This is a genomic window from Photobacterium panuliri (assembly GCF_059920555.1).
On the sequence record NZ_CP197192.1, the window covers coordinates 421,741 to 443,844 of the forward strand.

The 22,104-nt window shown below is 54.7% G+C and carries 19 protein-coding genes and 2 rRNA genes; 13 read left to right on the forward strand and 8 right to left on the reverse strand.

The window, feature by feature from the left end; translation table 11 throughout:
• The first annotated feature begins 45 nt into the window (after positions 1–45).
• The 3 genes from ACSF8X_RS02125 to trhA all read left to right on the forward strand — a co-directional run bounded on the left by ACSF8X_RS02125 (position 46) and on the right by trhA (position 2,423).
• Positions 46–723: a FadR/GntR family transcriptional regulator gene (locus tag ACSF8X_RS02125; protein WP_500850605.1), complete on the forward strand. Its 678-nt coding sequence runs from the start codon at positions 46–48 to the stop codon at positions 721–723.
• A gap of 176 nt (positions 724–899) precedes the next feature.
• Positions 900–1,667, forward strand: a complete 768-nt coding sequence (locus ACSF8X_RS02130; RefSeq protein WP_500850606.1) for a sporulation protein — start codon at positions 900–902, stop codon at positions 1,665–1,667.
• Positions 1,668–1,763: 96 nt separating this feature from the next.
• Positions 1,764–2,423, forward strand: coding sequence for a PAQR family membrane homeostasis protein TrhA (gene trhA, locus ACSF8X_RS02135; RefSeq protein WP_500850607.1), 660 nt, complete (start codon positions 1,764–1,766; stop codon positions 2,421–2,423).
• 50 nt (positions 2,424–2,473) lie between these two features.
• Here trhA and ACSF8X_RS02140 read toward each other — a convergent pair whose 3' ends face one another.
• From ACSF8X_RS02140 to def, 5 genes are all read right to left on the reverse strand, one after another.
• The gene (locus ACSF8X_RS02140) at positions 2,474–3,919 is read right to left on the reverse strand and encodes a TrkH family potassium uptake protein (protein ID WP_047880774.1); all 1,446 of its coding nucleotides are present in this window, start codon (positions 3,917–3,919) and stop codon (positions 2,474–2,476) included.
• 5 nt (positions 3,920–3,924) lie between these two features.
• Positions 3,925–5,301 carry a Trk system potassium transporter TrkA gene (gene trkA / locus ACSF8X_RS02145; protein WP_047880775.1) on the reverse strand — a complete coding sequence of 459 codons (1,377 nt, stop codon included), beginning with the start codon at positions 5,299–5,301 and terminating at the stop codon, positions 3,925–3,927.
• A gap of 184 nt (positions 5,302–5,485) precedes the next feature.
• Positions 5,486–6,817 carry a 16S rRNA (cytosine(967)-C(5))-methyltransferase RsmB gene (rsmB, locus tag ACSF8X_RS02150; RefSeq protein ID WP_276203192.1) on the reverse strand — a complete coding sequence of 444 codons (1,332 nt, stop codon included), beginning with the start codon at positions 6,815–6,817 and terminating at the stop codon, positions 5,486–5,488.
• Positions 6,818–6,862: 45 nt separating this feature from the next.
• On the reverse strand, positions 6,863–7,807 hold the full coding sequence (gene fmt / locus ACSF8X_RS02155) for a methionyl-tRNA formyltransferase (protein WP_500850608.1): 945 nt from the start codon (positions 7,805–7,807) through the stop codon (positions 6,863–6,865).
• A 28-nt stretch (positions 7,808–7,835) separates the two neighbouring features.
• A complete protein-coding gene (gene def, locus ACSF8X_RS02160) occupies positions 7,836–8,354 on the reverse strand; it encodes a peptide deformylase (RefSeq protein WP_047880778.1) in 519 nt (172 codons plus the stop codon).
• 305 nt (positions 8,355–8,659) lie between these two features.
• Between def and ACSF8X_RS02165 the strand changes: the two genes are divergently transcribed.
• Genes ACSF8X_RS02165 through ACSF8X_RS02180 form a run of 4 tightly spaced genes read left to right on the forward strand, consistent with a single transcriptional unit; the run spans position 8,660 to position 11,885 of the window.
• Entirely contained in the window at positions 8,660–9,727 is a 1,068-nt protein-coding gene (locus tag ACSF8X_RS02165; RefSeq protein WP_053062589.1) for a LysM peptidoglycan-binding domain-containing protein, read from the forward strand.
• Positions 9,720–10,814 (forward strand): DNA-processing protein DprA, encoded by a 1,095-nt coding sequence (gene dprA, locus ACSF8X_RS02170; protein WP_500850609.1) that lies wholly within the window; start codon positions 9,720–9,722, stop codon positions 10,812–10,814. The genes ACSF8X_RS02165 and dprA overlap by 8 nt, the downstream gene beginning before the upstream one ends.
• Positions 10,815–10,816: 2 nt before the next feature.
• Positions 10,817–11,290 carry a DUF494 family protein gene (locus tag ACSF8X_RS02175; RefSeq protein ID WP_047880780.1) on the forward strand — a complete coding sequence of 158 codons (474 nt, stop codon included), beginning with the start codon at positions 10,817–10,819 and terminating at the stop codon, positions 11,288–11,290.
• Positions 11,291–11,321: 31 nt separating this feature from the next.
• Positions 11,322–11,885 carry a DNA topoisomerase family protein gene (locus ACSF8X_RS02180; protein ID WP_500850610.1) on the forward strand — a complete coding sequence of 188 codons (564 nt, stop codon included), beginning with the start codon at positions 11,322–11,324 and terminating at the stop codon, positions 11,883–11,885.
• Between the two features lie 63 nt (positions 11,886–11,948).
• On the opposite strand, the gene ACSF8X_RS02185 is transcribed toward ACSF8X_RS02180, so the two are convergent.
• Positions 11,949–13,061 (reverse strand): 5-(carboxyamino)imidazole ribonucleotide synthase, encoded by a 1,113-nt coding sequence (locus tag ACSF8X_RS02185; protein WP_500850611.1) that lies wholly within the window; start codon positions 13,059–13,061, stop codon positions 11,949–11,951.
• A complete protein-coding gene (gene purE, locus ACSF8X_RS02190; RefSeq protein ID WP_047880783.1) occupies positions 13,062–13,550 on the reverse strand; it encodes a 5-(carboxyamino)imidazole ribonucleotide mutase in 489 nt (162 codons plus the stop codon).
• Between the two features lie 199 nt (positions 13,551–13,749).
• Here purE and tsaC point away from each other — a divergent pair, with 199 nt between their 5' ends.
• The 4 genes from tsaC to ACSF8X_RS02210 all read left to right on the forward strand — a co-directional run bounded on the left by tsaC (position 13,750) and on the right by ACSF8X_RS02210 (position 16,380).
• Positions 13,750–14,307 carry an L-threonylcarbamoyladenylate synthase type 1 TsaC gene (gene tsaC / locus ACSF8X_RS02195; protein WP_047880784.1) on the forward strand — a complete coding sequence of 186 codons (558 nt, stop codon included), beginning with the start codon at positions 13,750–13,752 and terminating at the stop codon, positions 14,305–14,307.
• A 6-nt stretch (positions 14,308–14,313) separates the two neighbouring features.
• Positions 14,314–15,219, forward strand: coding sequence for an oxygen-dependent coproporphyrinogen oxidase (gene hemF / locus ACSF8X_RS02200; RefSeq protein WP_047880785.1), 906 nt, complete (start codon positions 14,314–14,316; stop codon positions 15,217–15,219).
• A 66-nt stretch (positions 15,220–15,285) separates the two neighbouring features.
• Positions 15,286–16,107, forward strand: a complete 822-nt coding sequence (gene aroE / locus ACSF8X_RS02205; protein ID WP_500851126.1) for a shikimate dehydrogenase — start codon at positions 15,286–15,288, stop codon at positions 16,105–16,107.
• Positions 16,108–16,116: 9 nt separating this feature from the next.
• Complete coding sequence (locus ACSF8X_RS02210) at positions 16,117–16,380, forward strand: DUF1488 family protein (protein WP_047880786.1); 264 nt, start codon at positions 16,117–16,119, stop codon at positions 16,378–16,380.
• On the opposite strand, the gene ACSF8X_RS02215 is transcribed toward ACSF8X_RS02210, so the two are convergent.
• On the reverse strand, positions 16,377–16,922 hold the full coding sequence (locus tag ACSF8X_RS02215; protein WP_047880787.1) for a gamma carbonic anhydrase family protein: 546 nt from the start codon (positions 16,920–16,922) through the stop codon (positions 16,377–16,379). The two genes, ACSF8X_RS02210 and ACSF8X_RS02215, sit on opposite strands and share 4 nt — an antisense overlap.
• A gap of 421 nt (positions 16,923–17,343) precedes the next feature.
• Here ACSF8X_RS02215 and ACSF8X_RS02220 point away from each other — a divergent pair.
• Positions 17,344–18,888: ribosomal RNA gene (locus ACSF8X_RS02220) — 16S ribosomal RNA — on the forward strand.
• Between the two features lie 316 nt (positions 18,889–19,204).
• Positions 19,205–22,094 (forward strand): 23S ribosomal RNA (locus ACSF8X_RS02225).
• Together the 16S and 23S rRNA genes form the textbook arrangement of a ribosomal RNA operon.
• The last annotated feature ends 10 nt before the right edge of the window (positions 22,095–22,104 follow it).

Sequence of the window (22,104 nt, forward strand, 5' to 3'; positions counted from 1 at the left end):
GAGGTATATGCCGGGCCAATAATAATGACAGCCTGTGGAGGGGTAATGGAACACGAACAGCAGCGCCAGGTAACCAGCCGTAACCTGTCGTACAAATTGGCGGCGGCCATTGGCCAGAATATTTTGCAGGGGATCCCGGCTCCGGGGGAAATCCTGCCCGGTGAGGTTGAGCTCGGTGAAATGTACGGTGTTAGCCGGACCGCTGTCCGTGAAGCGATTAAGATGCTCGCCGCTAAGGGAATGGTGTTGCCAAGGCCCCGTATTGGTACCCGTGTCCTGCCCAAGCGCAACTGGAACTACCTGGATCAGGACTTGCTCGCTTGGCTTGATTTTGAACAGCATGAAGACTTGGTCGCGGAGTTTCAGCGGGTGCGGATCTCCCTTGAGCCTGAGGCATCAGCCCTGACCGCGATCAATGCCAGCGAGGCCGAGCGTGCGGAGTTGTGCCAGCTGATGGAGGAAATGCACGCATTGGGTGATAAGTTCGATCAGGATCGATGGATTGAGGTAGACACCCGCTACCATCAGTTGATTTATTTTGCTTCGGGTAATCATTTTATTAGCCCATTTGGCAATCTGTTTAAGACGGTGTTTGAGAATTACTTTAGGGTGATTACTCGAGACAAGGTGCTTAAGCTCGGCCAGCATCAGCGGGTTGTCGATGCCATCATGGCCCGTGATCCTGAGGCGGCCCGTCAGGCAGCCATTGAACTTCTGAAGTAACGGCTATCTGACACTATGCAATGCAAAAACGGAGCCGCGGGCTCCGTTTTTTGTGATGGGTGGAGCTTTGGCCGATTCCCCCTTGCAGCTCCTTGTGCTTCCTGCAATATTAACCAGTATTCATATTGCTAGGCAGGTACGGCTAATGCCTGCTGGAAATGCCAGGGAGGTGCTACATGTCTTTGTTCAGAAAAAGCCTTGCCAGTCTGGGAATTGGATCGGCCCGAGTCGATACCGTCATCAAGCATGATGTCCTGATCCCCGGGGATGTGCTGGCTGTTGACCTGCAAGTGCATGGCGGTAAAACCTCCCAGCAAGTAGACGAGATCCACCTGACGCTCTGCTGTAGCTATTACGAGCAGGTGGCAGGCACGGATGAGTCCTCTACGGAATGGGTCCCCCGGATCTGCGAGCTGGCTAATTGGGCTCTGCCCTACTCTTTTACGATCGATCCTCATGATATTCGCCACTTTGAGGTCGAGTTGCCCTTGCCTGCAAATACCCCGATCACGATCGGTGAGGCTAAGGTTTGGCTTGATACTCACTTGGAGACGCCAGCGGTTATGGACCCCAATGATCGCGATAGCTTGACGGTACGTCCCGAACCCTTGATGGACGGGGTTTTTACTGCGTTGGAACTGGCCGGGCTCAGGATCAGGAAGGTCATCTGTGAGGCATTGCCAGACTTTCCTCTGCCCTTTGTCCAGACTTTTGAGTTCGTGCCTGTCTCCGGTCCTTACCACGGCCGTTGGCGCAAGCTTGATGTTGTGGCATACCGTGGCGACGGTGAGTTGAAGCTAGAGTTTGGCGTAGACTGCCGCCTACTGGACATGGCCGGTATGATGGGCTCTGTCCCGCAGCGCTGGGAGTTGGTATTGGCCGATCAACTCCATCCTCAGCAGGCCGGTGAACAGGTATTGGCGTTCCTTGACAGCCACCGCTGAGGTTGCCGGTCTTTTGGTTATTTTCAGCTTACACTTGTAAGCTAAGTGTGCCATACTGCCTATCTATTGAGCATAAACTCTATTTAGGATGAAGGTATGGCAAAGAGGTTAACAGCAGGCTCTGATTACTCCGTTGCTGAGGAAATCGCCAACAGTATTAGCCACGGGATGGGCTTGATATTTGGTATCGTGGGGTTGGTATTGCTACTGATCCAGGCTGTGGAGGCCAATGCCGATGCCCTGAGTATCACCAGCCTGAGTATTTATGGCGGGAGCATGATATTGCTCTACCTTGCCTCTACCCTCTACCATGCTATCCCGTTCGAGAAGGCCAAGCGGGCCCTCAAGACGTTTGACCACTGCGCAATCTACCTGCTGATTGCTGGGACCTACACCCCTTTCTTGCTGATTGCGCTTCGAACACCACTGGCCATAACCTTGATGGCGGTGATCTGGGTCATCGCTCTGATCGGAATCGTGCTCAAGATAGTCTTTGTTTACCGTTTCAAGAAACTATCGTTGGCGGTGTATCTGGCGATGGGATGGCTGTCGTTGATTGCGGTTTACCCGTTGGCGATGTCGCTGGCAACGGGGGGAATTGTCTTGTTGGCGGTGGGTGGGCTGATCTATTCACTGGGGGTGCTGTTTTACGTTAACAAGCAGATCCCATACAACCATGCCATTTGGCATCTGTTTGTGCTGGGGGGCACGGCCTGCCACTTTTTGGCGATATACCTATACGTTACGCCGGTATGATTGATATGAACCTAAAAAAAGAGAGCCTTCGGCTCTCTTTTTTATTGTTGTCAGTCGCGCCAGAAGGCGGGGAAAAAGACCACCAGAACGGTGAGGATTTCCAGGCGCCCCATCAGCATCCCGAAGCTCAGGGTCCACTTGGCCAGATCCGGCAAGGTCGAGAAGTTGCCGGTCGGGCCGATGATGGTGCCCATCCCGGGGCCGACATTGGCTACTGCCGTTACCGCACCGGTGATGCTGGTCACCGCATCTAGTCCAAGAATACCCAGAATCGCTGCCACGATGACAATGGTCAGGACGAAGGTCAGGGCGAAGGCCACCACGGAGCGGACGATGCCATCGGTGACCGGCCGGCCGTTGTAGCGCTGGATGAAGACCCCCGACGGGTGGATCAGCTGCATCATCTGCTTGCGCAGCAGGGCAAAGGCGATCTGGAAGCGGAAGATTTTTATCCCGCCTGCCGTCGAGCCCGAGCAGCCGCCGACCAGCATGATGAAGGCAAAGACGATCGCAGGGAACGGTCCCCAAGCGGTAAAGTCGTCAAGGCCGAAGCCAGTTGTCGTGACGACCGAGATGATATTGAACAGTGAGACCCGGAATGCATCGGCAAAGCTGTAGTCCAGAGTCCAAGTCAAGCACAGTGCCACGGCCAGCCCCGAGAGCAAGACCAGCAGAGTGAATCCTCTCACCTGGGCATCATGGATCAATGCCCCCATTTCACGCTTGCGTAGCACCTGAACGAACAGCAGGAACGGCAGGCCACCGGCGAACATGAAGATAATGCCAACCCAGTGGGCGGCATTGGAGAAGTGGTTCATCGAGCCGTCTGAGGTCGAATAGCCACCGGTCGACAGGGTGGTAAACGCGTGGTTGATGGCCTCGAAGGTGTTCATCCCCGACAGCAGGTAACCGAGAAAGCACAGACCGGTCAGGCTCAGGTAGACGTTGACGATGTTCTTGGCGACGCTCTTGGTCCGCGGTGAGCTTTTCTCCGACCAGTCTGACGACTCGGTCTGGAACAGGCGCATCCCGCCGACGTTGAGCATCGGCAGGATGGCAACCCCCATCACGATGAATCCGATCCCCCCGAGCCATTGTAGGGTCGAGCGCCACAGCAGGATACTCGGTGCCATGTCATCGAGCCCGCTGAGGACGGTTGAGCCCGTGGTGGTGATCCCAGACATGGTTTCGAAATAGGCATCGGTAAAGCTGATGTGGTTGATGAACACGAACGGCAGGGCTGCGAAGGCGCTGGCGATGGTCCAGACCAATGTGGTGATCAGGAACATGTCCCGGACCCCGAGTTTGAACTCGTCGGTCCGGCCGACGGTCAGGCAGACGAAGGCCACCGCATGGGTGATCATCACTGCCTGGGCGAACTCGATGAAGCCATCGGTACCGGTTAGAAAGGCCACCAAGGTCGGGACGTACATGAACAGGGCGATCTTAGACAAGACCAACCCGATCACAAAGAGTATTGGGCGATAGTTAACCATAGGATCTACAAGAAGAATGGGCTTGGTTGGAACAGGCGTTCAACGTCCGGGATGTACTTCTTGTCGACCAGGAACATGACCACGTGGTCGTTCTGCTCGATGATGGTACGGTCATGGGCGATCAGGACCTCGTCGCCGCGGACGACGGCACCAATGGTTGTGCCTGGTGGGAGCTTGATGTCACCGACGGCACGGCCGACCACCTTGGAGGTGCTGGCATCACCGTGGGCAATGGCCTCGATCGCCTCGGCGGCCCCGCGGCGCAGCGAGGAGACGTTGACGATATCGGCTTTGCGGACGTGGGTCAGCAGGGCCGAGATGGTGGCTTGTTGCGGCGAAATCGCGATATCGATAGTACCGCCTTGGACGAGGTCGACGTAGGCACCGCGTTGGATCAGTACCATGACCTTCTTGGCCCCCATCCGCTTGGCCAGCATCGCCGACATGATGTTGGCCTCGTCGTCGTTGGTGACCGCGATGAAGACGTCAATCTGCTCGATGTGCTCCTCGCTCAGCAGCTCCTGATCCGAGGCGTCGCCACAGAATACGATGGTGTTCTCGAGCATCTCCGAGAGGTTTTCGGCCCGCTCCGGGTTACGCTCGATCAGTTTCACGCTGTAGCTCTGCTCCAGCCTGCGTGCAAGACCGGCACCGATGTTGCCGCCGCCGACGATCATCAGGCGCTTGTAAGGCTTCTCGAGGCGCTGCAGCTCGCTCATGACCGAGCGGATATGGTTGCTGGCTGCGACGAAGAAGACCTCGTCGTCGGCCTCGATGATGGTCGTCCCGCGTGGTCGGATCGGCCTGCCCTGACGGAAAATAGCCGCGACCCGGGTATCGATATGGGGCATATGCTCGCGCAGGGCCGAGAGCGCATTGCCGACCAGCGGCCCGCCGTAGTAGGCCTTGACGGCCACCAGTCCGACTTTGTCCTCGGCGAAGCCGACAACCTGCAGCGCACCTGGGTACTCGATCAGGCGCTCGATGTAGCCGGTCACCAGTTCTTCCGGGGCGATCAAGTGGTCGACCGGTACCGCATCGGATTGGAACAGCTGCTCTTTTTCCTTGAGGTATTCCGGCGAGCGGATACGGGCCACGCGGTTTGGGGTATTGAACAGGGTAAACGCAATCTGGCAGGCGATCATGTTGGTTTCGTCGGAGTTGGTGACGGCTACCAGCATGTCGGCGTCCTGGGCCCCGGCTTCGCGCAGGGTGCGTGGATGGCTGGCGAATCCCTGGACAACGCGGAGATCGTACTTGTCCTGGAGCTCGCGCAGACGCTCGGGATCCTTATCGACGATAGTGATATCGTTGTTCTCGCCGACCAGGTTTTCGGCCAATGTCCCGCCGACCTGTCCGGCACCGAGAATGATAATTTTCATAGCATATGCCTGATTAATAGAATCGCTGTAGATTACTATGCTTCGCGAAAGTGGTCATGTATAAAACGCCACTCATATTTAGAATAACGCTGTTTCCGGCTTGAATCCGGTTGCGGCGATAAATGTTGTATTGGATATGAAAAAGCGGAACTTGGCGTCCAAGTTCCGCTTTGCTTATTGTCAATTAGGCCGCTTTTTCGATAACGGCATAGTAGAAGCCGTCCATGTCCAGCTCGCCCGGCAGGATCTGTCGTCCTGGCTGTTCGCGGTCGCTGCCGATCAGGGTGGCTTCCGGTGTACGGTCAAGGAATGCCTTGACCTGATCGCGGTTTTCCTGAGGGGTAATGGAGCATGTTGCGTAAACCAGGGTGCCGCCCGGCTTCAGCTGCTGCCACATGGCGTCGACAATCTCAGACTGGAGCACGGCCAGCGCAGTGATGTCATCGGCGCGGCGCAGCCATTTGATATCTGGGTGGCGGCGGATCACGCCGGTTGCCGAACAAGGGGCATCAAGCAAGATGCGGTCGAACTGCTCGCCCTGCCACCATTGGTCAGGGTAGCGGGCATCGGCGCACAGTACCTCGGCCTTGAGATTGAGGCGCTGAAGGTTGTCGTGGACACGCTTGAGGCGCTGCTCGTCGCAGTCGATTGCCACGACGCGGGTGTCCGGTTGGCGCTCCATGATATGGGCGGTCTTGCCGCCTGGCGCGGCGCAGCAGTCGAGGATCAGCTCGCCGGCCTGCGGCTGCAGATACTCGACGGAAAGCTGGGCGGCGGCATCCTGGACGGAGACCCAACCGTCGGCAAAGCCCGGCAGCTTGCTGACATCACACGGCGAGTGGAGCTTGAGGGCATCCGGTGCCTGCGGGTGGATATCGGTTTCGATCCCGGCTTCAGTCAGCAGGGCTCGGTATTCATCGCGGCTATGGTGGCGGCGGTTGACCCGAAGCCACATCGGCGCCTTGGTGTTGTTGGCGGCGGTAATGGCATCAAGTTGTTCTGGGTAGCTTTCGCGCAGCAGCTTGAGCAGCCAGCCCGGGTGGCCGTACAGGCCAGCATCGTGGCTGGTTGCCTGCTGGTCCAGCGCATCCTGCTGGCGTTGGTAATTGCGCAAGATGGCATTGATCAGGCCGCGTAGTTGGGGCTTCTTCAGGTTCTTGGTTGCGTTGACCGTCTCGGCTACGGCGGCATGGGCCGGAATACGCATATAGCCTAGCTGGTACAGGCCGACGAGGATCAGGTGGTGGAAGACGCGTTGCTTGCCCTTGAGCGGTTTGTCCATCAACTGCTGGGTGATGGATTCGAGGCGGGGCAGCCAACGCAGCACGCCATAGCAGATTTCCTGCAGCAGGGCCTGATCGCGCTCTTTGATATCTTGGTGGGCGGCTGGAAGGGCCGTCGATAGGGATTGACCCTGATCGACAACCTGATAGATGACTTTGGCCGCTGCGGCTCTTACGTTCATGCTGTTGTCCTGATAGTGCTGCCCGGCCCTGTGGCGGGGGGCATTCCGGATGGGTAAAAGAGTAGGGCCAGTGCAAGCACTGGCCCTGAAGGTCGCTTACAGTGTGCTGCCCGGCTCGAACCACTCTCGGCGGGAATTGAGCAAATCCTGTGCCGCCATGGCTTTTTTGCCCGGAGGCTGGAGCTCGACAAGGCGCAGGGCACCGTTGCCCGTGGCGACGAGGATCCCTTGCTTGTCGGCGGCAAGGATAGTCCCCGGCACCTTGCCGTGTTCGGTTGTTTCCACCTCGGCACGCCAAACCTTGATATTCTGCTCGGCGACGGTGAAGTAGCTCATTGGCCACGGGTTGAAAGCTCGGATGCAGCGCTCGATGGCAACGGCGTCCATCTGCCAGTCAATCAGGGCCTCTTCCTTGCTGAGCTTCTTGGCGTAATTGGCCTGCTCGTCGTCCTGCTTCACGGCGACGGCTGTACCGTTAGCAATATCCGCGAGGCAGTCGACCAGAGCAACCGGACCCAACTCGGCCAGTTTTTCGTACATGGTGGCACTGGTATCGGTCGGCTCGATAGGCAAGGTGGCAATTTTTAGCATGTCGCCGGTATCAAGGCCGATATCCATTTGCATGATGGTCACGCCGGTCTCGGCGTCGCCAGCCCAGATTGAACGCTGGATTGGGGCCGCACCGCGCCAGCGCGGGAGGATTGAACCGTGGACGTTGATACAGCCCAGCTTAGGCGTATCCAATACCGCCTGAGGCAATAGCAGGCCGTAGGCCACGACAACCATCAGGTCGGCGTTCAGATCGGCCAGATCTTGCTTGGCTTCGTCTGACTTGAAGTTCTCCGGCTGATAAACGGGAATATCGTGTTCAAGAGCCAGCTGCTTGACTGGGCTCGCGGTCAGTTTCTTGCCACGGCCAGCCGGACGGTCAGGCTGGGTGTAAACGGCAATGATCTCATGCTCCGAAGACAACAACGCCGCCAGGTGACGGGCGGCGAAATCCGGAGTACCTGCAAAAACAATTTTCAAAGGTTTGCTCAAGGTAGCGTCCTTAAATAGGTTGGCTGTATTAGTTGTTGGCGTGCTTTTCGTTGAAGCGCTTGATCTTGGTGAGTTTGTCTTGGATGCGCTTGCGCTTGAGAGGCGACAGGTAATCGACAAACAGCTTGCCGGCCAGGTGGTCAAGCTCATGCTGGACGCAGATAGCCAGCAGATCATCGGCCTCGAAGGTGAAGGCTTCGCCGTCACGGTTGAGGGCGGTGACTTTCACCTCTGCCGCGCGTGGAACCAGTGCGCGGGCGCCAGGGACAGAAAGGCAGCCTTCTTCAATACCGTCTTCACCGTGTTTTTCGATGATTTCCGGGTTGATGAGAACCATTGGCTGATTGCGCTCTTCGGAGATATCGATCACCACGATGCGTTGGTGGATATCGACCTGTGTGGCAGCAAGGCCAATCCCTTCTTCGTCGTACATGGTTTCTAGCATGTCATCGACAATCTTTTGGATTTCGGGAGTCACGGCCTCGACTGGTTTCGCAACCGTGCGCAGGCGATCATCCGGGAATGTTAATACTTGCAATACAGACATAGGTTCTCGTTAAAAAAACAGTATTGATGAACAGGATATGGGTTTTGTTCTAATTCTAGTCATTTTAACCGGCGAATAACAGACCTAGCGACTGGGGATTGCTCTCCGGGTGGCAAGGTGCCGGAGGCTCGGAAGATACGAGCAAGCGTGTTGCAACAAGGACGGGGAAGAGTGAGGCGTGCCGAAAAGTCGGTGTCCGGTGATGAGAAACGCTAGACACTCGGTGGCCCCGATGACAGCCTGATAAATGGGTGCATGTTGGGCACCGATTTTAGTTACTAGGTCGTCATAATAGGGACATAATCATGTGGTTGCGAATCGTCTTGCTGGTGTTGCTCAGCATGGGGGGATGGGCTTGGGCTAAGGCGCCCCAGCTTAATGTTATTGATGGGGCTCCGTCTGTTTATACCGTCAAGAAAGGCGATACCTTGTGGGATATTTCTGGGCATTTCCTTGAGAACCCGTGGTTGTGGCCCGAGCTGTGGAAAGTGAACGACTATATTAAAAACCCGCATTTGATTTACCCGGGTGACAAAATCTATCTGGTATGGGTTGATGGGAAGCCCCAGCTTCAGCTTAAGCGCACTATGAAGCTCTCTCCGACCGTCAAGGTTGTGCGTGCACCGGTGACCACGCTGCGATCGTCATTGCTGCTACCCTACCTGAACCAAGACAAGCTAGTGACACCTGCCGCGTTAGACCGCCTGCCTCGGGTGCTAGGAAGCAGTGAGGCCAAGGGGTATATGTCGGCCGGGGATACATTGTGGGTCGATCAGGCGCTGACCGCCGGCGAGACATGGTGGGTTTACCGCCCCGATGTGACATTCGAGCGCGAGGTCGCGGAAGGCGAAATGCCGAAAGTATTGGCGATGAAAGAAGTCGCCCGTGCCAAGGTTGTGAGCAATAACGGCGAGAAGAGCCGCTTGGAGCTGGAGATGTTCTTGCGAGAGGTGAAGCAGAACGATGTGTTGCTGCCAGCTCCGTTGCCAGCCGAGCGTTTGGCGATGAGCTTTTCCCCATCGCGCCCTGAGCCGACGCTGAGCGCGAAGGTACTTGGCTTGCTGGGTGGCGGCATGAAGTACATGGCGACTAACGATGTGGTGGTGATGGATATCGGTCATTTGGACAGTGCTGCGGCCGGTAACGTGTTCACTGTTTATCCCGAGGATGTTGAGGTGATTGAGCGAGGTGGCGAGTACACCTACGAAATCCCTAGCTATATTCGTGATGATGAGAAGGTATCGCTTGAAGCGATGCCGATTGGCGAAGTGATGGTGATCCGTGCCTATGAACATTTCAGCCTTGCTGTAGTAACCAAGGCCACTGCGCCGCTACCTGCAGGTGCAAAGGCTCTGCCGCCAGTGTATGAGTGATCTGCGTTACTGGCTGACGTTATCTGCGGTGCCGTCGTTTGGCGGCTTCCGCATCGGCAAGCTGCTCGGCAGGTATACCCCTGCCGAGCTTTGTCATATGGGGAGCGAGGAGCTGGCGGGAATAGGGTTCAAGCCTGCCCAGATCCGAGCGCTGCTGCATCCGCAGCAGGCGCGGATAGATCGTTGCCTGCAATGGTCGGAAATGCCTGACCAGACGATTCTTTCGCTGGCCGATCCCCGTTACCCTACCCTTCTGAAAGAAATCGCCTCCCCGCCCCCCTTGCTTTTTGTCCGCGGTGATTCCGCTTGTCTGAGTTTTCCCCAGATTGCGATGGTCGGCAGCCGTTCCGCCAGCTTGGATGGCAGGGAAAGTGCTTATGAGTTTGCCGCAGCCCTGGTGGCGGCTGATTATGTTGTGACTAGCGGCCTGGCTCTGGGGATTGACGGGCAGGCCCACCAAGGGGCCTTGCGTAACGGTGGTACCACGGTGGCCGTGCTCGGATCCGGGCTGGACAAGGTCTACCCCGCCAAACATCGCGAATTGGCTGCCTTGATCGCCGAGCAAGGTGCTCTGGTATCGGAGTTCTGGCCCGACGAGGCTCCGCGTCCACAGAACTTCCCACGCCGCAACCGGGTGATCAGTGGCCTGTCGGTTGGCGTATTGGTTGTAGAGGCGGCACCTAAGAGTGGGTCCTTGATTACGGCAAGGTATGCTTTGGAGCAAGGACGGGAGGTCTTTGCTATACCAGGCCCGATCCAAAGACCCGGTAGCCGTGGCTGCCATGCCCTTATAAAAAGCGGTGCCAAACTGGTGGAATCACCGGTCGATATCTTTGACGAGGTCGGCGCACTGACCGAGTGTGCAAAAAACAATCAGTTAGATAGGCGACTCCCACAACCTGAAAATGAAAAATTGCCATTTCAAGCGCTGTTGGCTACCGTAGGCAGTGAGGCAACACCTGTCGATGTCGTTGCCGAGCGCAGTGGGCAACCAGTTCACGAAGTCATGATGCAGTTGCTGGATTTGGAACTGCAGGGGCTGGTCACTGCTGTACCCGGTGGCTATATCAGATCGAGGAGGGGCTAGTTATGATGGATATCCTTATGTACCTGTTTGAAACCTATATTCACAGTGATGCTGAATTGATGGTGGATCAGGATGAATTGTCCGAAGAATTGCTCCGTGCCGGCTTCCATCAGGAAGATATTTACAAAGCTTTGGAGTGGCTGGAGAAACTGGCTGCTTTGCAGGAAACGGAAGAGACCCCGTACATGAATAGTTGTGCGGTGACCTCTATGCGGGTGTATACCGCACAGGAAATGGTGCGTCTTGATACGGCCAGTCGTGGTTTTTTGACTTACCTTGAGCAGATCCATGTTTTGGGCGCAGATACGCGTGAAATGGTTATTGATCGGGTGATGGAGCTGGATACGACCGATTTCACTCTTGATGATCTGAAATGGATTATTCTGATGGTGCTGTTTAATGCACCGGGCAACGAGAGCGCCTACAGCCAGATGGAAGAGCTGCTGTACGGAATGGAAGACGGCTATATTCACTAAGCTGAGTGGATGTAAGAGGTAATCGCCTGTAATGTCAGGAAAAATTGACTCAGAATTATTCACCGCACATGCCCATGCACTTGACGGCTCCTGTCCGCAGTGTGGTGAGACATTGGTGATCCGTAACAGTAAGCGCGGTCCATTCCTTGGCTGTTCGGGCTACCCTGCGTGTGACTATATCAAGCCGATGGGCCAGAACGATGGTCATATCGTGAAATATCTGCAAACCCCCTGCCCTGATTGCGGTGAGGAGTTGGTATTGCGTCAGGGGCGTTATGGGATGTTTATCGGCTGTAGCGGCTATCCTGAATGCCACCATATAGAATCCCCTGAAAAAAAAGCACCGTCGACTGACGTTGCCTGCCCCGAATGCGGGCGTGGGCATTTGTTGGAGCGTAAATCGCGCTACGGAAAGGTATTTTATGCCTGTGATCAGTATCCCGCATGCCGTTTTGCGGTCAATGCCAAACCTGTGGTCGGTCGTTGTCAGCAGTGTGGGTTCTCCTTGCTGATCGAAAAGAAACTGGCCAGTGGCATTAAGTTGCAGTGTGCGGATCGTCGTTGCCATGCTTACCAGGAGCCGCAACAGAACTAGCGGACAGCAATGTGTCGGATGAAGAAAAGCCTGCCTGAGCAGGCTTTTTTTATGGCTGGAATATCAGCGCAAGGCGGGGAAGCTGGCAGGATCGAGGTAGTTTGCGATTGAGGCCAATGCGTCTTTGAGCTCCGCCTGCGAGTTGGCACATACGTTGATATGCCCCATTTTTCTCCCGGTTCGTTTTTCTTTGCCGTACCAGTGGATATGGCAATGCGGCTCTGCCAACAGGGCTTCGGGAAGGGTATCCTCCCCGAGGATATTGATCATCGCGGTGTGGCGTAGCAGGGCGGTCGAGCCCAGTGGCAGCCCCGATACGGCGCGCAGGTGGTTTTCGAATTGGCAGGTTTCCGCGCCTTGCTGGGTCCAGTGGCCGGAATTATGGACCCGAGGGGCGATTTCGTTGACTAGCAAGGTTCCGCCGACATCGAAAAACTCAATGGCCAGTACTCCGACGTAATTGAGCGATTCGGCCAGGGCCCGGAACATGCCTTCTGCCTGTTGTTGCAGCTCCGGGTTATCGGTGAGGGCCGTGGAGAGGCTGAGCACGCCATTAGTGTGAATGTTCTCGGCCAGAGGATAGACGGCAATTGTGTCGTCTTTGGCCCGTACCCCAACCAGCGAGACTTCGCGGTCGAACGGGACGAAGGCTTCGGCAACGATCGCTTGGTTGCTGGTTTGATCTAGGCATTGGGTTATTTCGTCCCAGATAGCTTCGAGATCGTCTCCTGGGCGAAGGCGCCATTGGCCTTTTCCGTCATAGCCGCCCAGTGAGCTTTTTAAGACCAGAGGCAGCCCGACGGTACTGATGGCCTGATCCAGATCGGCCCGTGTCGCGATGATTTGGTACCTCGCATTGGCGACCCCCGCATTGTCGAGCAGGCTTTTCTCCAGACGGCGATCACCGCCGGCCTTGATGGCTTGTGCTGATGGGAGGAGCTTGCCGCTATTGGCACAGGTGTCGAGGATGTCATGGGGAATATGCTCGAATTCTGCCGTGATGACGTCGGCGTAGGTAATGGCGGTGTTGAGCCCCTTGAGCATCACCTGTTGGGTGAGAGGATGGACGACGTTGCCGGTGGTAACGTCGTAGGCAAAGACTTCAATGTTCAGCGGCGCACCGGCCAAGGACATCATTCGGGCGAGCTGTCCTGCTCCCAATACCAATACACGCATTTATGCTTCCTCTGCCGGGTCTGGCTGGCTCAGTACGGTGTCTGTTTGTGTCCGGCGGAATGTATCGATGGCCGCCATTATCTGGCTGTCTTGAGTACCGATGATCTGTGCGGCGAGCAGTCCGGCGTTGGCAGCTCCTGCCTCCCCGATAGCCAGAGTGCCGACGGCCACGCCCTTGGGCATCTGGACAATGGAAAGTAGGGAGTCCATGCCTTTTAGCGCCCGGGATTGGACAGGTACGCCCAGGACCGGCAGGCTGGTGAACGCTGCGGTCATGCCCGGTAGGTGGGCCGCTCCGCCTGCCCCGGCGATAATAACCGTGATGCCGCGACTATGGGCTGTTTCTGCATATTCCGCCAGCAGGTGGGGAGTTCGGTGGGCCGAAACGACCCGGGTTTCATAAGCAATACCGAAATGATCCAGCATGTCTGCGGCGTGCTTCATGGTAGGCCAGTCCGATTTTGAGCCCATAATGATTCCAACTTTCATCCGATCTCCTTTGCAGTTGCTAACAGCGGGTACCTCGACAGGTTTGCTGCATTATACGGAGAATTTATCGCAAGGAAAACGTTTGCGTCGGTGGATTTGCAACAATTGATAACGGGCATGGCGTTGTGGCTAAGGAGTGGTAATATACGTAAACAGAACGTTAAAACAGGCATGGGCCTAGTAAATAAAAGAGGCGTGAGTGGAGAACCTTGAGAATGTAGTGGCAGCGCTGCGTCAGGAGCAGGTGATTGCCTACCCGACCGAGGCTGTCTTTGGTGTGGGCTGTGATCCGGATAGCGAGCAGGCTGTTATGGCGTTGCTGGCACTCAAGCAGCGGCCTGTAGAGAAAGGCTTGATTCTGATTGCTGCGAATTTTGAGCAACTTAAGCCTTATGTTGATGATAGTCAGCTGAGCGACGAGCAAAAGCAGCGGATCGTTGATTCTTGGCCGGGACCGGTGACGTGGGTGATGCCGAAGAAGCCGGGTGTGCCGCATTTCTTGACCGGTCAGTTCGATACCATCGCCGTTCGGGTTACCGATCATCCTCAGGTTCAGACGCTGTGCGAGGCATTCGGCAAACCGCTGACTTCAACTAGCGCTAACCTGACTGGCGAGCCGCCGTGCCGAACGGTTGCTGAAGTCGAGTTGCAGCTGGGTGGAAGGCTGGCTGCGATTTTTGACGGGGAGACGGGCGGTCGCGACAATCCGTCGGAGATCCGTGATGCCGTTACCGGAAAGGTTTTCCGACAAGGATAAAGGCTTATGCATAGTGTTGATAAAGAGGCGGTAAAGGCGTTTTTACTCAATCTGCAGGACAACATCTGTTGCTCGCTTGAGCAGCAGGATGGCGGGGGCAGTTTTGTTGAGGACGCGTGGCAACGTGAACAGGGCGGCGGTGGCCGGAGCCGGGTCTTGCGAGACGGTAAAGTGTTCGAGCAGGCGGGGGTGAATTTTTCGCATGTCTTCGGCGACCAAATGCCGGCATCGGCGACGGCACACCGGCCTGAATTGGCTGGGCGGCGTTTCGAGGCTATGGGCGTATCGTTGGTGGTTCACCCTCGCAACCCTTATGTTCCAACCTCCCATGCCAATGTCCGCTTTTTTATTGCCGAAAAAGAGGGTGAGGCTCCGGTATGGTGGTTCGGTGGTGGCTTCGACCTGACGCCATTCTATCCTTTTGATGAGGATTGCCAGCATTGGCATGATACAGCCAAAGCACTGTGCCAGCCATTTGGCGATCATGTCTATGCCGAGCATAAGGCCTGGTGTGACCGCTACTTTTACTTGCCGCACCGTGATGAAACACGGGGCGTGGGCGGATTGTTCTTTGATGATCTCAATCGGTGGGGGTTTGCCCGGAGTTTCGAGTATATCCAAGCCATTGGCCAGGGATATCTGGATGGTTATCTTCCGATAGTCGCCAAGCGCCATACAACGGCGTATGGGGAGCGGGAGCGCCAGTTCCAGCTCTATCGTCGCGGCCGTTATGTGGAATTCAACTTGGTCTATGACCGTGGCACCTTGTTCGGCTTGCAAAGCGGGGGCCGTACAGAGTCTATTTTGATGTCGATGCCCCCGTTGGCTCGGTGGGAGTATGCTTTTAGCCCTGAGCCGGGCTCGGCGGAAGCCAAGTTATATGAGTCGTACCTTGTACCGCGAGACTGGTAACGGGCATGGCTGGCAAGGTTATGCTGTTGTTACCCACAGATAGGATCATCAATGGGATATAACAATATGGACAGATACGTGGTGTTTGGTAACCCGATAGGCCAGAGCAAGTCGCCTTTCATACATACATTGTTTGCTCGCCAGACGGGCCAGCAGATGGTTTATGAGGCGCAACTGGTTTCGTTGGATGGTTTTGCCTCGGCAGCTACGGCATTTTTTGGGGCTGGAGGCCGAGGTTGTAATATTACCGTGCCGTTCAAGGAACAGGCGTTTGCCTTCGCTGATAGGCTGACGGAGCGTGCGCGGCTTGCCGGGGCGGTAAATACCCTGAAGAAACTCGATGACGGAGTGATCTTGGGGGATAACACCGATGGTGCCGGTTTGGTTCAGGATCTGATCCAGCATAATGTACCGTTGGCGGGTAAGAGAGTGCTGCTGGTCGGTGCCGGTGGGGCAGCGCGTGGCGTGATTTTACCTCTGTTGGAGCAGAAGGTGAGCGAGTTGGTGATAGCCAACAGGACCCAGGATAAGGCCCTGCTGTTGGCGGGAAGTTTTGCGCAGCATGGCGCAGTATCGTCAATGTCTTTTTCCGAGCTAGGCGGTGAGGTTTTCGATGTCATTATTAATTCGACCTCCGCAAGTTTGAGTGGCGAGTTGCCAGGACTCCCTGCCGAGGTGATCCATTCTCAAGTCGCTTGCTATGATATGGTTTATGGATCAGAGCCGACGGTTTTCACTCGGTGGTGCAAGACTCATGGGGCGAGGGTTGCATTGGATGGTCTTGGTATGTTGGTGGGACAGGCTGCCGAGAGCTTTATGCTCTGGCGTGGGATCCGTCCGGGGGCGGGGCAGGTTCAGCGAGAACTTCGCCGGGTTTTACAACAATAGAGAGTGGCGATGAACCAAGATATTTTGTTTGCGGATATTCAATTTTGGAATAGCGAACGACAGGCTGTGGGTTTTCCCGCACAGCAAGGCGGGGCGCTAATCCATTGCTGGGTTACACGTGCTTGGCTTGAAGGGCAAGCCGGGCGATGTTTGGATGAGGAATCGGAAATCCTTTCTGTTTTTTCATCGCTCCGGTTTGATCTCGAAGACTTGGCTGAAGCCGCTATTGAAGATGAGTCTTTTGATGCTCAGGGAGAGATCGTGCTTGGTTAGTCCGTTGCCGGCATGATGTAGTCGTTTTTAAGTTGGACATAGTTGCTGGCTGATGCCAACAAAAAGGCGCGTTCATTATCTGTTAATGGGCGCGCTTTTTTAATGGGGCTGCCCATATAGAGAAATCCGCTTTCAAGCCGTTTGCCAGGTGGAACTAAACTCCCTGCACCTATCATCACCTCGTCCTCGATGATGGCTCCGTCAAGAATAATGCTACCCATGCCAATCAGTACACGTTGGCCGATAGTACAACCGTGTAGCATGGCTTTATGCCCAACCGTTACATCATCGCCAATAATAAGGGGGAATCCATTGGGGTGGAGCTTTGATGGACGGCTTACATGTAAGATGCTGCCATCTTGTATGTTGCTCCTGAGGCCTATATGGATATGGTTCACATCGCCGCGAGCGACGACGAGGGGCCAGATACTACTGTCTTCGGCCAATCTGACATCACCGATAATGATAGAAGAGGGGTCAACAAAGGTTGAGGGTGACAGTGTTGGATATATGCCTTTATAAGGACGATGGCTATTTTTCATAGAGAAGACCTAATTATATAAAATCATCTAATCAATAATTAGCTGATAAAATAGTCGATAACATCGAAAAACAGATGCTTTGTTTGAATTTTGTCCACTTGGGGCTAAAAAACAAATTTATTTCTATTATCCCCTTGCTAATGTGATCGAACGCTCTATAATGCGACCCCACTGACACGGAAAACGGTAGCTAAGGCAGCCAGTGAATACGGTGTCGGTATTGTTCTTTAACAATTTGACCATGCAATCTGTGTGGGCACTCGTGAAAAGATTTAGTCAAAAGATTTAAATCAGTGAACTGAGTGACCATTGATACTTTTAGTATCCACAGTCAATTCTTTTTGGTTCTGCTTTTTTATAAAAAAGTGGAAACAAGAAAATCAGTAATCACTGAGCCGTTTCTTCGGAAACACAAAAACTTTAATTGAAGAGTTTGATCATGGCTCAGATTGAACGCTGGCGGCAGGCCTAACACATGCAAGTCGAGCGGTAACATTCCAAAAGCTTGCTTTTGGAGATGACGAGCGGCGGACGGGTGAGTAATGCCTGGGAACATGCCTTGGTGTGGGGGATAACCATTGGAAACGATGGCTAATACCGCATAACGTCTACGGACCAAAGAGGGGGACCTTCGGGCCTCTCGCGCCAAGATTGGCCCAGGTGGGATTAGCTAGTAGGTGGGGTAACGGCTCACCTAGGCGACGATCCCTAGCTGGTCTGAGAGGATGATCAGCCACACTGGAACTGAGACACGGTCCAGACTCCTACGGGAGGCAGCAGTGGGGAATATTGCACAATGGGGGAAACCCTGATGCAGCCATGCCGCGTGTGTGAAGAAGGCCTTCGGGTTGTAAAGCACTTTCAGTAGGGAGGAAGGCAGTGTCGTTAATAGCGGCATTGTTTGACGTTACCTACAGAAGAAGCACCGGCTAACTCCGTGCCAGCAGCCGCGGTAATACGGAGGGTGCGAGCGTTAATCGGAATTACTGGGCGTAAAGCGCATGCAGGCGGCTTGTTAAGCCAGATGTGAAAGCCCGGGGCTCAACCTCGGAATAGCATTTGGAACTGGCAGGCTAGAGTCTTGTAGAGGGGGGTAGAATTTCAGGTGTAGCGGTGAAATGCGTAGAGATCTGAAGGAATACCGGTGGCGAAGGCGGCCCCCTGGACAAAGACTGACGCTCAGATGCGAAAGCGTGGGGAGCAAACAGGATTAGATACCCTGGTAGTCCACGCCGTAAACGATGTCTACTTGGAGGCTGTTCCCTTGAGGAGTGGCTTTCGGAGCTAACGCGTTAAGTAGACCGCCTGGGGAGTACGGTCGCAAGATTAAAACTCAAATGAATTGACGGGGGCCCGCACAAGCGGTGGAGCATGTGGTTTAATTCGATGCAACGCGAAGAACCTTACCTACTCTTGACATCCAGAGAACTTAGCAGAGATGCTTTGGTGCCTTCGGGAACTCTGAGACAGGTGCTGCATGGCTGTCGTCAGCTCGTGTTGTGAAATGTTGGGTTAAGTCCCGCAACGAGCGCAACCCCTATCCTTGTTTGCCAGCGCGTAATGGCGGGAACTCCAGGGAGACTGCCGGTGATAAACCGGAGGAAGGTGGGGACGACGTCAAGTCATCATGGCCCTTACGAGTAGGGCTACACACGTGCTACAATGGCGTATACAGAGGGCGGCCAACCAGCGATGGTGAGCGAATCCCACAAAGTACGTCGTAGTCCGGATTGGAGTCTGCAACTCGACTCCATGAAGTCGGAATCGCTAGTAATCGTGGATCAGAATGCCACGGTGAATACGTTCCCGGGCCTTGTACACACCGCCCGTCACACCATGGGAGTGGGCTGCACCAGAAGTAGATAGCTTAACCTTCGGGGGGGCGTTTACCACGGTGTGGTTCATGACTGGGGTGAAGTCGTAACAAGGTAGCCCTAGGGGAACCTGGGGCTGGATCACCTCCTTAACGATATGACTGCGCTTTTGACGCAGTGTCCACACAGATTGCTTGGTGAAATGGTTTTGGAACAGGCAAGAGTGCTAATCAATAACACCCGTTATTGATTAACGCTTTTGCGTTATGCTCTTTAACAATCTGGAAAGCTGACTAGTAAATTCAATCGAACGATTGATTTATAGTTTCTACTCTAACGAGTAGGAACGAGTTCTCAAGCAACACACATTCAAGTGTCTTGTGTAAGAAGTCCGGCAAAACAACGTCTATCACAACTCAGATAGACAACCTTGGTTGTTTGAACATACGAAACCTCTTGGGGTTGTATGGTTAAGTGACTAAGCGTACACGGTGGATGCCTGGGCAGTCAGAGGCGATGAAGGACGTACTAACTTGCGATAAGCCAAGACGAGGCAGTAAGAGCCACTCGAGTCTTGGATTTCCGAATGGGGAAACCCAGCTGCATAAGCAGTTATCTCAATGTGAATACATAGCATTGTGAGGCGAACCGGGGGAACTGAAACATCTAAGTACCCCGAGGAAAAGAAATCAACCGAGATTCCGGCAGTAGCGGCGAGCGAAACCGGATTAGCCCTTAAGTTGAATTGGCACTAGGCGAACACGCTGGAAAGCGTGGCGATACAGGGTGACAGCCCCGTAGCCGACGGTGCCTTTACAGTGAAATCGAGTAGGACGGGACACGTGTTATCCTGTCTGAACATGGGGGGACCATCCTCCAAGGCTAAATACTCCTGACTGACCGATAGTGAACCAGTACCGTGAGGGAAAGGCGAAAAGAACCCCTGTGAGGGGAGTGAAATAGAACCTGAAACCGTGTACGTACAAGCAGTAGGAGCAGGCTTCGTCCTGTGACTGCGTACCTTTTGTATAATGGGTCAGCGACTTAATTTTAGTAGCAAGGTTAACCGTATAGGGGAGCCGTAGGGAAACCGAGTCTTAACTGGGCGTTCAGTTGCTAGGATTAGACCCGAAACCGAGTGATCTAGCCATGGGCAGGTTGAAGGTGAGGTAACACTTACTGGAGGACCGAACCGACTAATGTTGAAAAATTAGCGGATGACTTGTGGCTAGGGGTGAAAGGCCAATCAAACTCGGAGATAGCTGGTTCTCCCCGAAAGCTATTTAGGTAGCGCCTCGGACGAATACTACTGGGGGTAGAGCACTGTTAAGGCTAGGGGGTCATCCCGACTTACCAACCCTTTGCAAACTCCGAATACCAGTAAGTACTATCCGGGAGACACACGGCGGGTGCTAACGTCCGTCGTGGAGAGGGAAACAACCCAGACCGCCAGCTAAGGTCCCAAAGTTATCGCTAAGTGGGAAACGATGTGGGAAGGCTCAGACAGCCAGGATGTTGGCTTAGAAGCAGCCATCATTTAAAGAAAGCGTAATAGCTCACTGGTCGAGTCGGCCTGCGCGGAAGATTTAACGGGGCTAAGCGATACACCGAAGCTGCGGCAATGCAATTTATTGTATTGGGTAGGGGAGCGTTCTGTAAGCCGCTGAAGGTGTCCTGTAAGGGGCGCTGGAGGTATCAGAAGTGCGAATGCTGACATGAGTAACGACAAAGGGGGTGAAAAACCTCCTCGCCGGAAGACCAAGGGTTCCTGTCCAACGTTAATCGGGGCAGGGTGAGTCGACCCCTAAGGCGAGGCCGAAAGGCGTAGTCGATGGGAAACGGGTTAATATTCCCGTACTTCTTGCTATTGCGATGGGGGGACGGAGAAGGCTAGGTGGGCCTGGCGACGGTTGTCCAGGTTCAAGTATGTAGGCTGATGGTTTAGGCAAATCCGGACCATCTCAAGGCTGAGATACGATGTCGAGGCACTACGGTGCTGAAGTCATTGATGCCATGCTTCCGGGAAAAGCCTCTAAGCTTCAGATAGCAAGGAATCGTACCCCAAACCGACACAGGTGGTCGGGTAGAGAATACCAAGGCGCTTGAGAGAACTCGGGTGAAGGAACTAGGCAAAATGGTACCGTAACTTCGGGAGAAGGTACGCTTCTGACGGTGAAGTCCCTCGCGGATGGAGCTATCGGAAGTCGCAGATACCAGGTGGCTGCAACTGTTTATTAAAAACACAGCACTGTGCAAAATCGAAAGATGACGTATACGGTGTGACGCCTGCCCGGTGCCGGAAGGTTAATTGATGGGGTTAGCGCAAGCGAAGCTCTTGATCGAAGCCCCGGTAAACGGCGGCCGTAACTATAACGGTCCTAAGGTAGCGAAATTCCTTGTCGGGTAAGTTCCGACCTGCACGAATGGCGTAATGATGGCCACGCTGTCTCCACCCGAGACTCAGTGAAATTGAAATCGCAGTGAAGATGCTGCGTACCCGCGGCTAGACGGAAAGACCCCGTGAACCTTTACTACAGCTTGGCACTGAACATTGACCCTACATGTGTAGGATAGGTGGGAGGCTTCGAAGCAGGTACGCCAGTATCTGTGGAGCCGTCCTTGAAATACCACCCTTGTAGTGTTGATGTTCTAACGTCGCCCCCTTATCGGGGGTACGGACAGTGCCTGGTGGGTAGTTTGACTGGGGCGGTCTCCTCCCAAAGAGTAACGGAGGAGCACGAAGGTGGGCTAATCACGGTCGGACATCGTGAGGTTAGTGCAATGGCATAAGCCCGCTTGACTGCGAGAATGACGGTTCGAGCAGGTGCGAAAGCAGGTCATAGTGATCCGGTGGTTCTGTATGGAAGGGCCATCGCTCAACGGATAAAAGGTACTCCGGGGATAACAGGCTGATACCGCCCAAGAGTTCATATCGACGGCGGTGTTTGGCACCTCGATGTCGGCTCATCACATCCTGGGGCTGAAGTCGGTCCCAAGGGTATGGCTGTTCGCCATTTAAAGTGGTACGCGAGCTGGGTTTAGAACGTCGTGAGACAGTTCGGTCCCTATCTGCCGTGGGCGCTGGATGATTGAGAGGGGCTGCTCCTAGTACGAGAGGACCGGAGTGGACGAACCTCTGGTGTTCGGGTTGTGTCGCCAGACGCATTGCCCGGTAGCTAAGTTCGGAATCGATAACCGCTGAAAGCATCTAAGCGGGAAGCGAGCCTCAAGATGAGTCATCCCTGATACTTTAAGTATCCTGAAGGGTTGTTGGAGACTACGACGTAGATAGGCAGGGTGTGTAAGCGCTGTGAGGCGTTGAGCTAACCTGTACTAATTGCCCGTGAGGCTTAACCATACAACACCCA

What these genes read in the sequence shown, in the direction of transcription:
- ACSF8X_RS02125 (WP_500850605.1), top strand. Translation starts at nt 46, where the DNA reads ATGGAACACGAACAGCAGCGCCAGGTAACCAGCCGTAACCTGTCGTAC.
- ACSF8X_RS02130 (WP_500850606.1), top strand. Translation starts at nt 900, where the DNA reads ATGTCTTTGTTCAGAAAAAGCCTTGCCAGTCTGGGAATTGGATCGGCC.
- trhA (WP_500850607.1), top strand. Translation starts at nt 1,764, where the DNA reads ATGGCAAAGAGGTTAACAGCAGGCTCTGATTACTCCGTTGCTGAGGAA.
- ACSF8X_RS02140 (WP_047880774.1), bottom strand. Translation starts at nt 3,919, where the DNA reads ATGGTTAACTATCGCCCAATACTCTTTGTGATCGGGTTGGTCTTGTCT.
- trkA (WP_047880775.1), bottom strand. Translation starts at nt 5,301, where the DNA reads ATGAAAATTATCATTCTCGGTGCCGGACAGGTCGGCGGGACATTGGCC.
- def (WP_047880778.1), bottom strand. Translation starts at nt 8,354, where the DNA reads ATGTCTGTATTGCAAGTATTAACATTCCCGGATGATCGCCTGCGCACG.
- ACSF8X_RS02165 (WP_053062589.1), top strand. Translation starts at nt 8,660, where the DNA reads ATGTGGTTGCGAATCGTCTTGCTGGTGTTGCTCAGCATGGGGGGATGG.
- dprA (WP_500850609.1), top strand. Translation starts at nt 9,720, where the DNA reads ATGAGTGATCTGCGTTACTGGCTGACGTTATCTGCGGTGCCGTCGTTT.
- ACSF8X_RS02175 (WP_047880780.1), top strand. Translation starts at nt 10,817, where the DNA reads ATGATGGATATCCTTATGTACCTGTTTGAAACCTATATTCACAGTGAT.
- ACSF8X_RS02180 (WP_500850610.1), top strand. Translation starts at nt 11,322, where the DNA reads ATGTCAGGAAAAATTGACTCAGAATTATTCACCGCACATGCCCATGCA.
- ACSF8X_RS02185 (WP_500850611.1), bottom strand. Translation starts at nt 13,061, where the DNA reads ATGCGTGTATTGGTATTGGGAGCAGGACAGCTCGCCCGAATGATGTCC.
- purE (WP_047880783.1), bottom strand. Translation starts at nt 13,550, where the DNA reads ATGAAAGTTGGAATCATTATGGGCTCAAAATCGGACTGGCCTACCATG.
- hemF (WP_047880785.1), top strand. Translation starts at nt 14,314, where the DNA reads ATGCATAGTGTTGATAAAGAGGCGGTAAAGGCGTTTTTACTCAATCTG.
- aroE (WP_500851126.1), top strand. Translation starts at nt 15,286, where the DNA reads ATGGACAGATACGTGGTGTTTGGTAACCCGATAGGCCAGAGCAAGTCG.
- ACSF8X_RS02210 (WP_047880786.1), top strand. Translation starts at nt 16,117, where the DNA reads ATGAACCAAGATATTTTGTTTGCGGATATTCAATTTTGGAATAGCGAA.
- ACSF8X_RS02215 (WP_047880787.1), bottom strand. Translation starts at nt 16,922, where the DNA reads ATGAAAAATAGCCATCGTCCTTATAAAGGCATATATCCAACACTGTCA.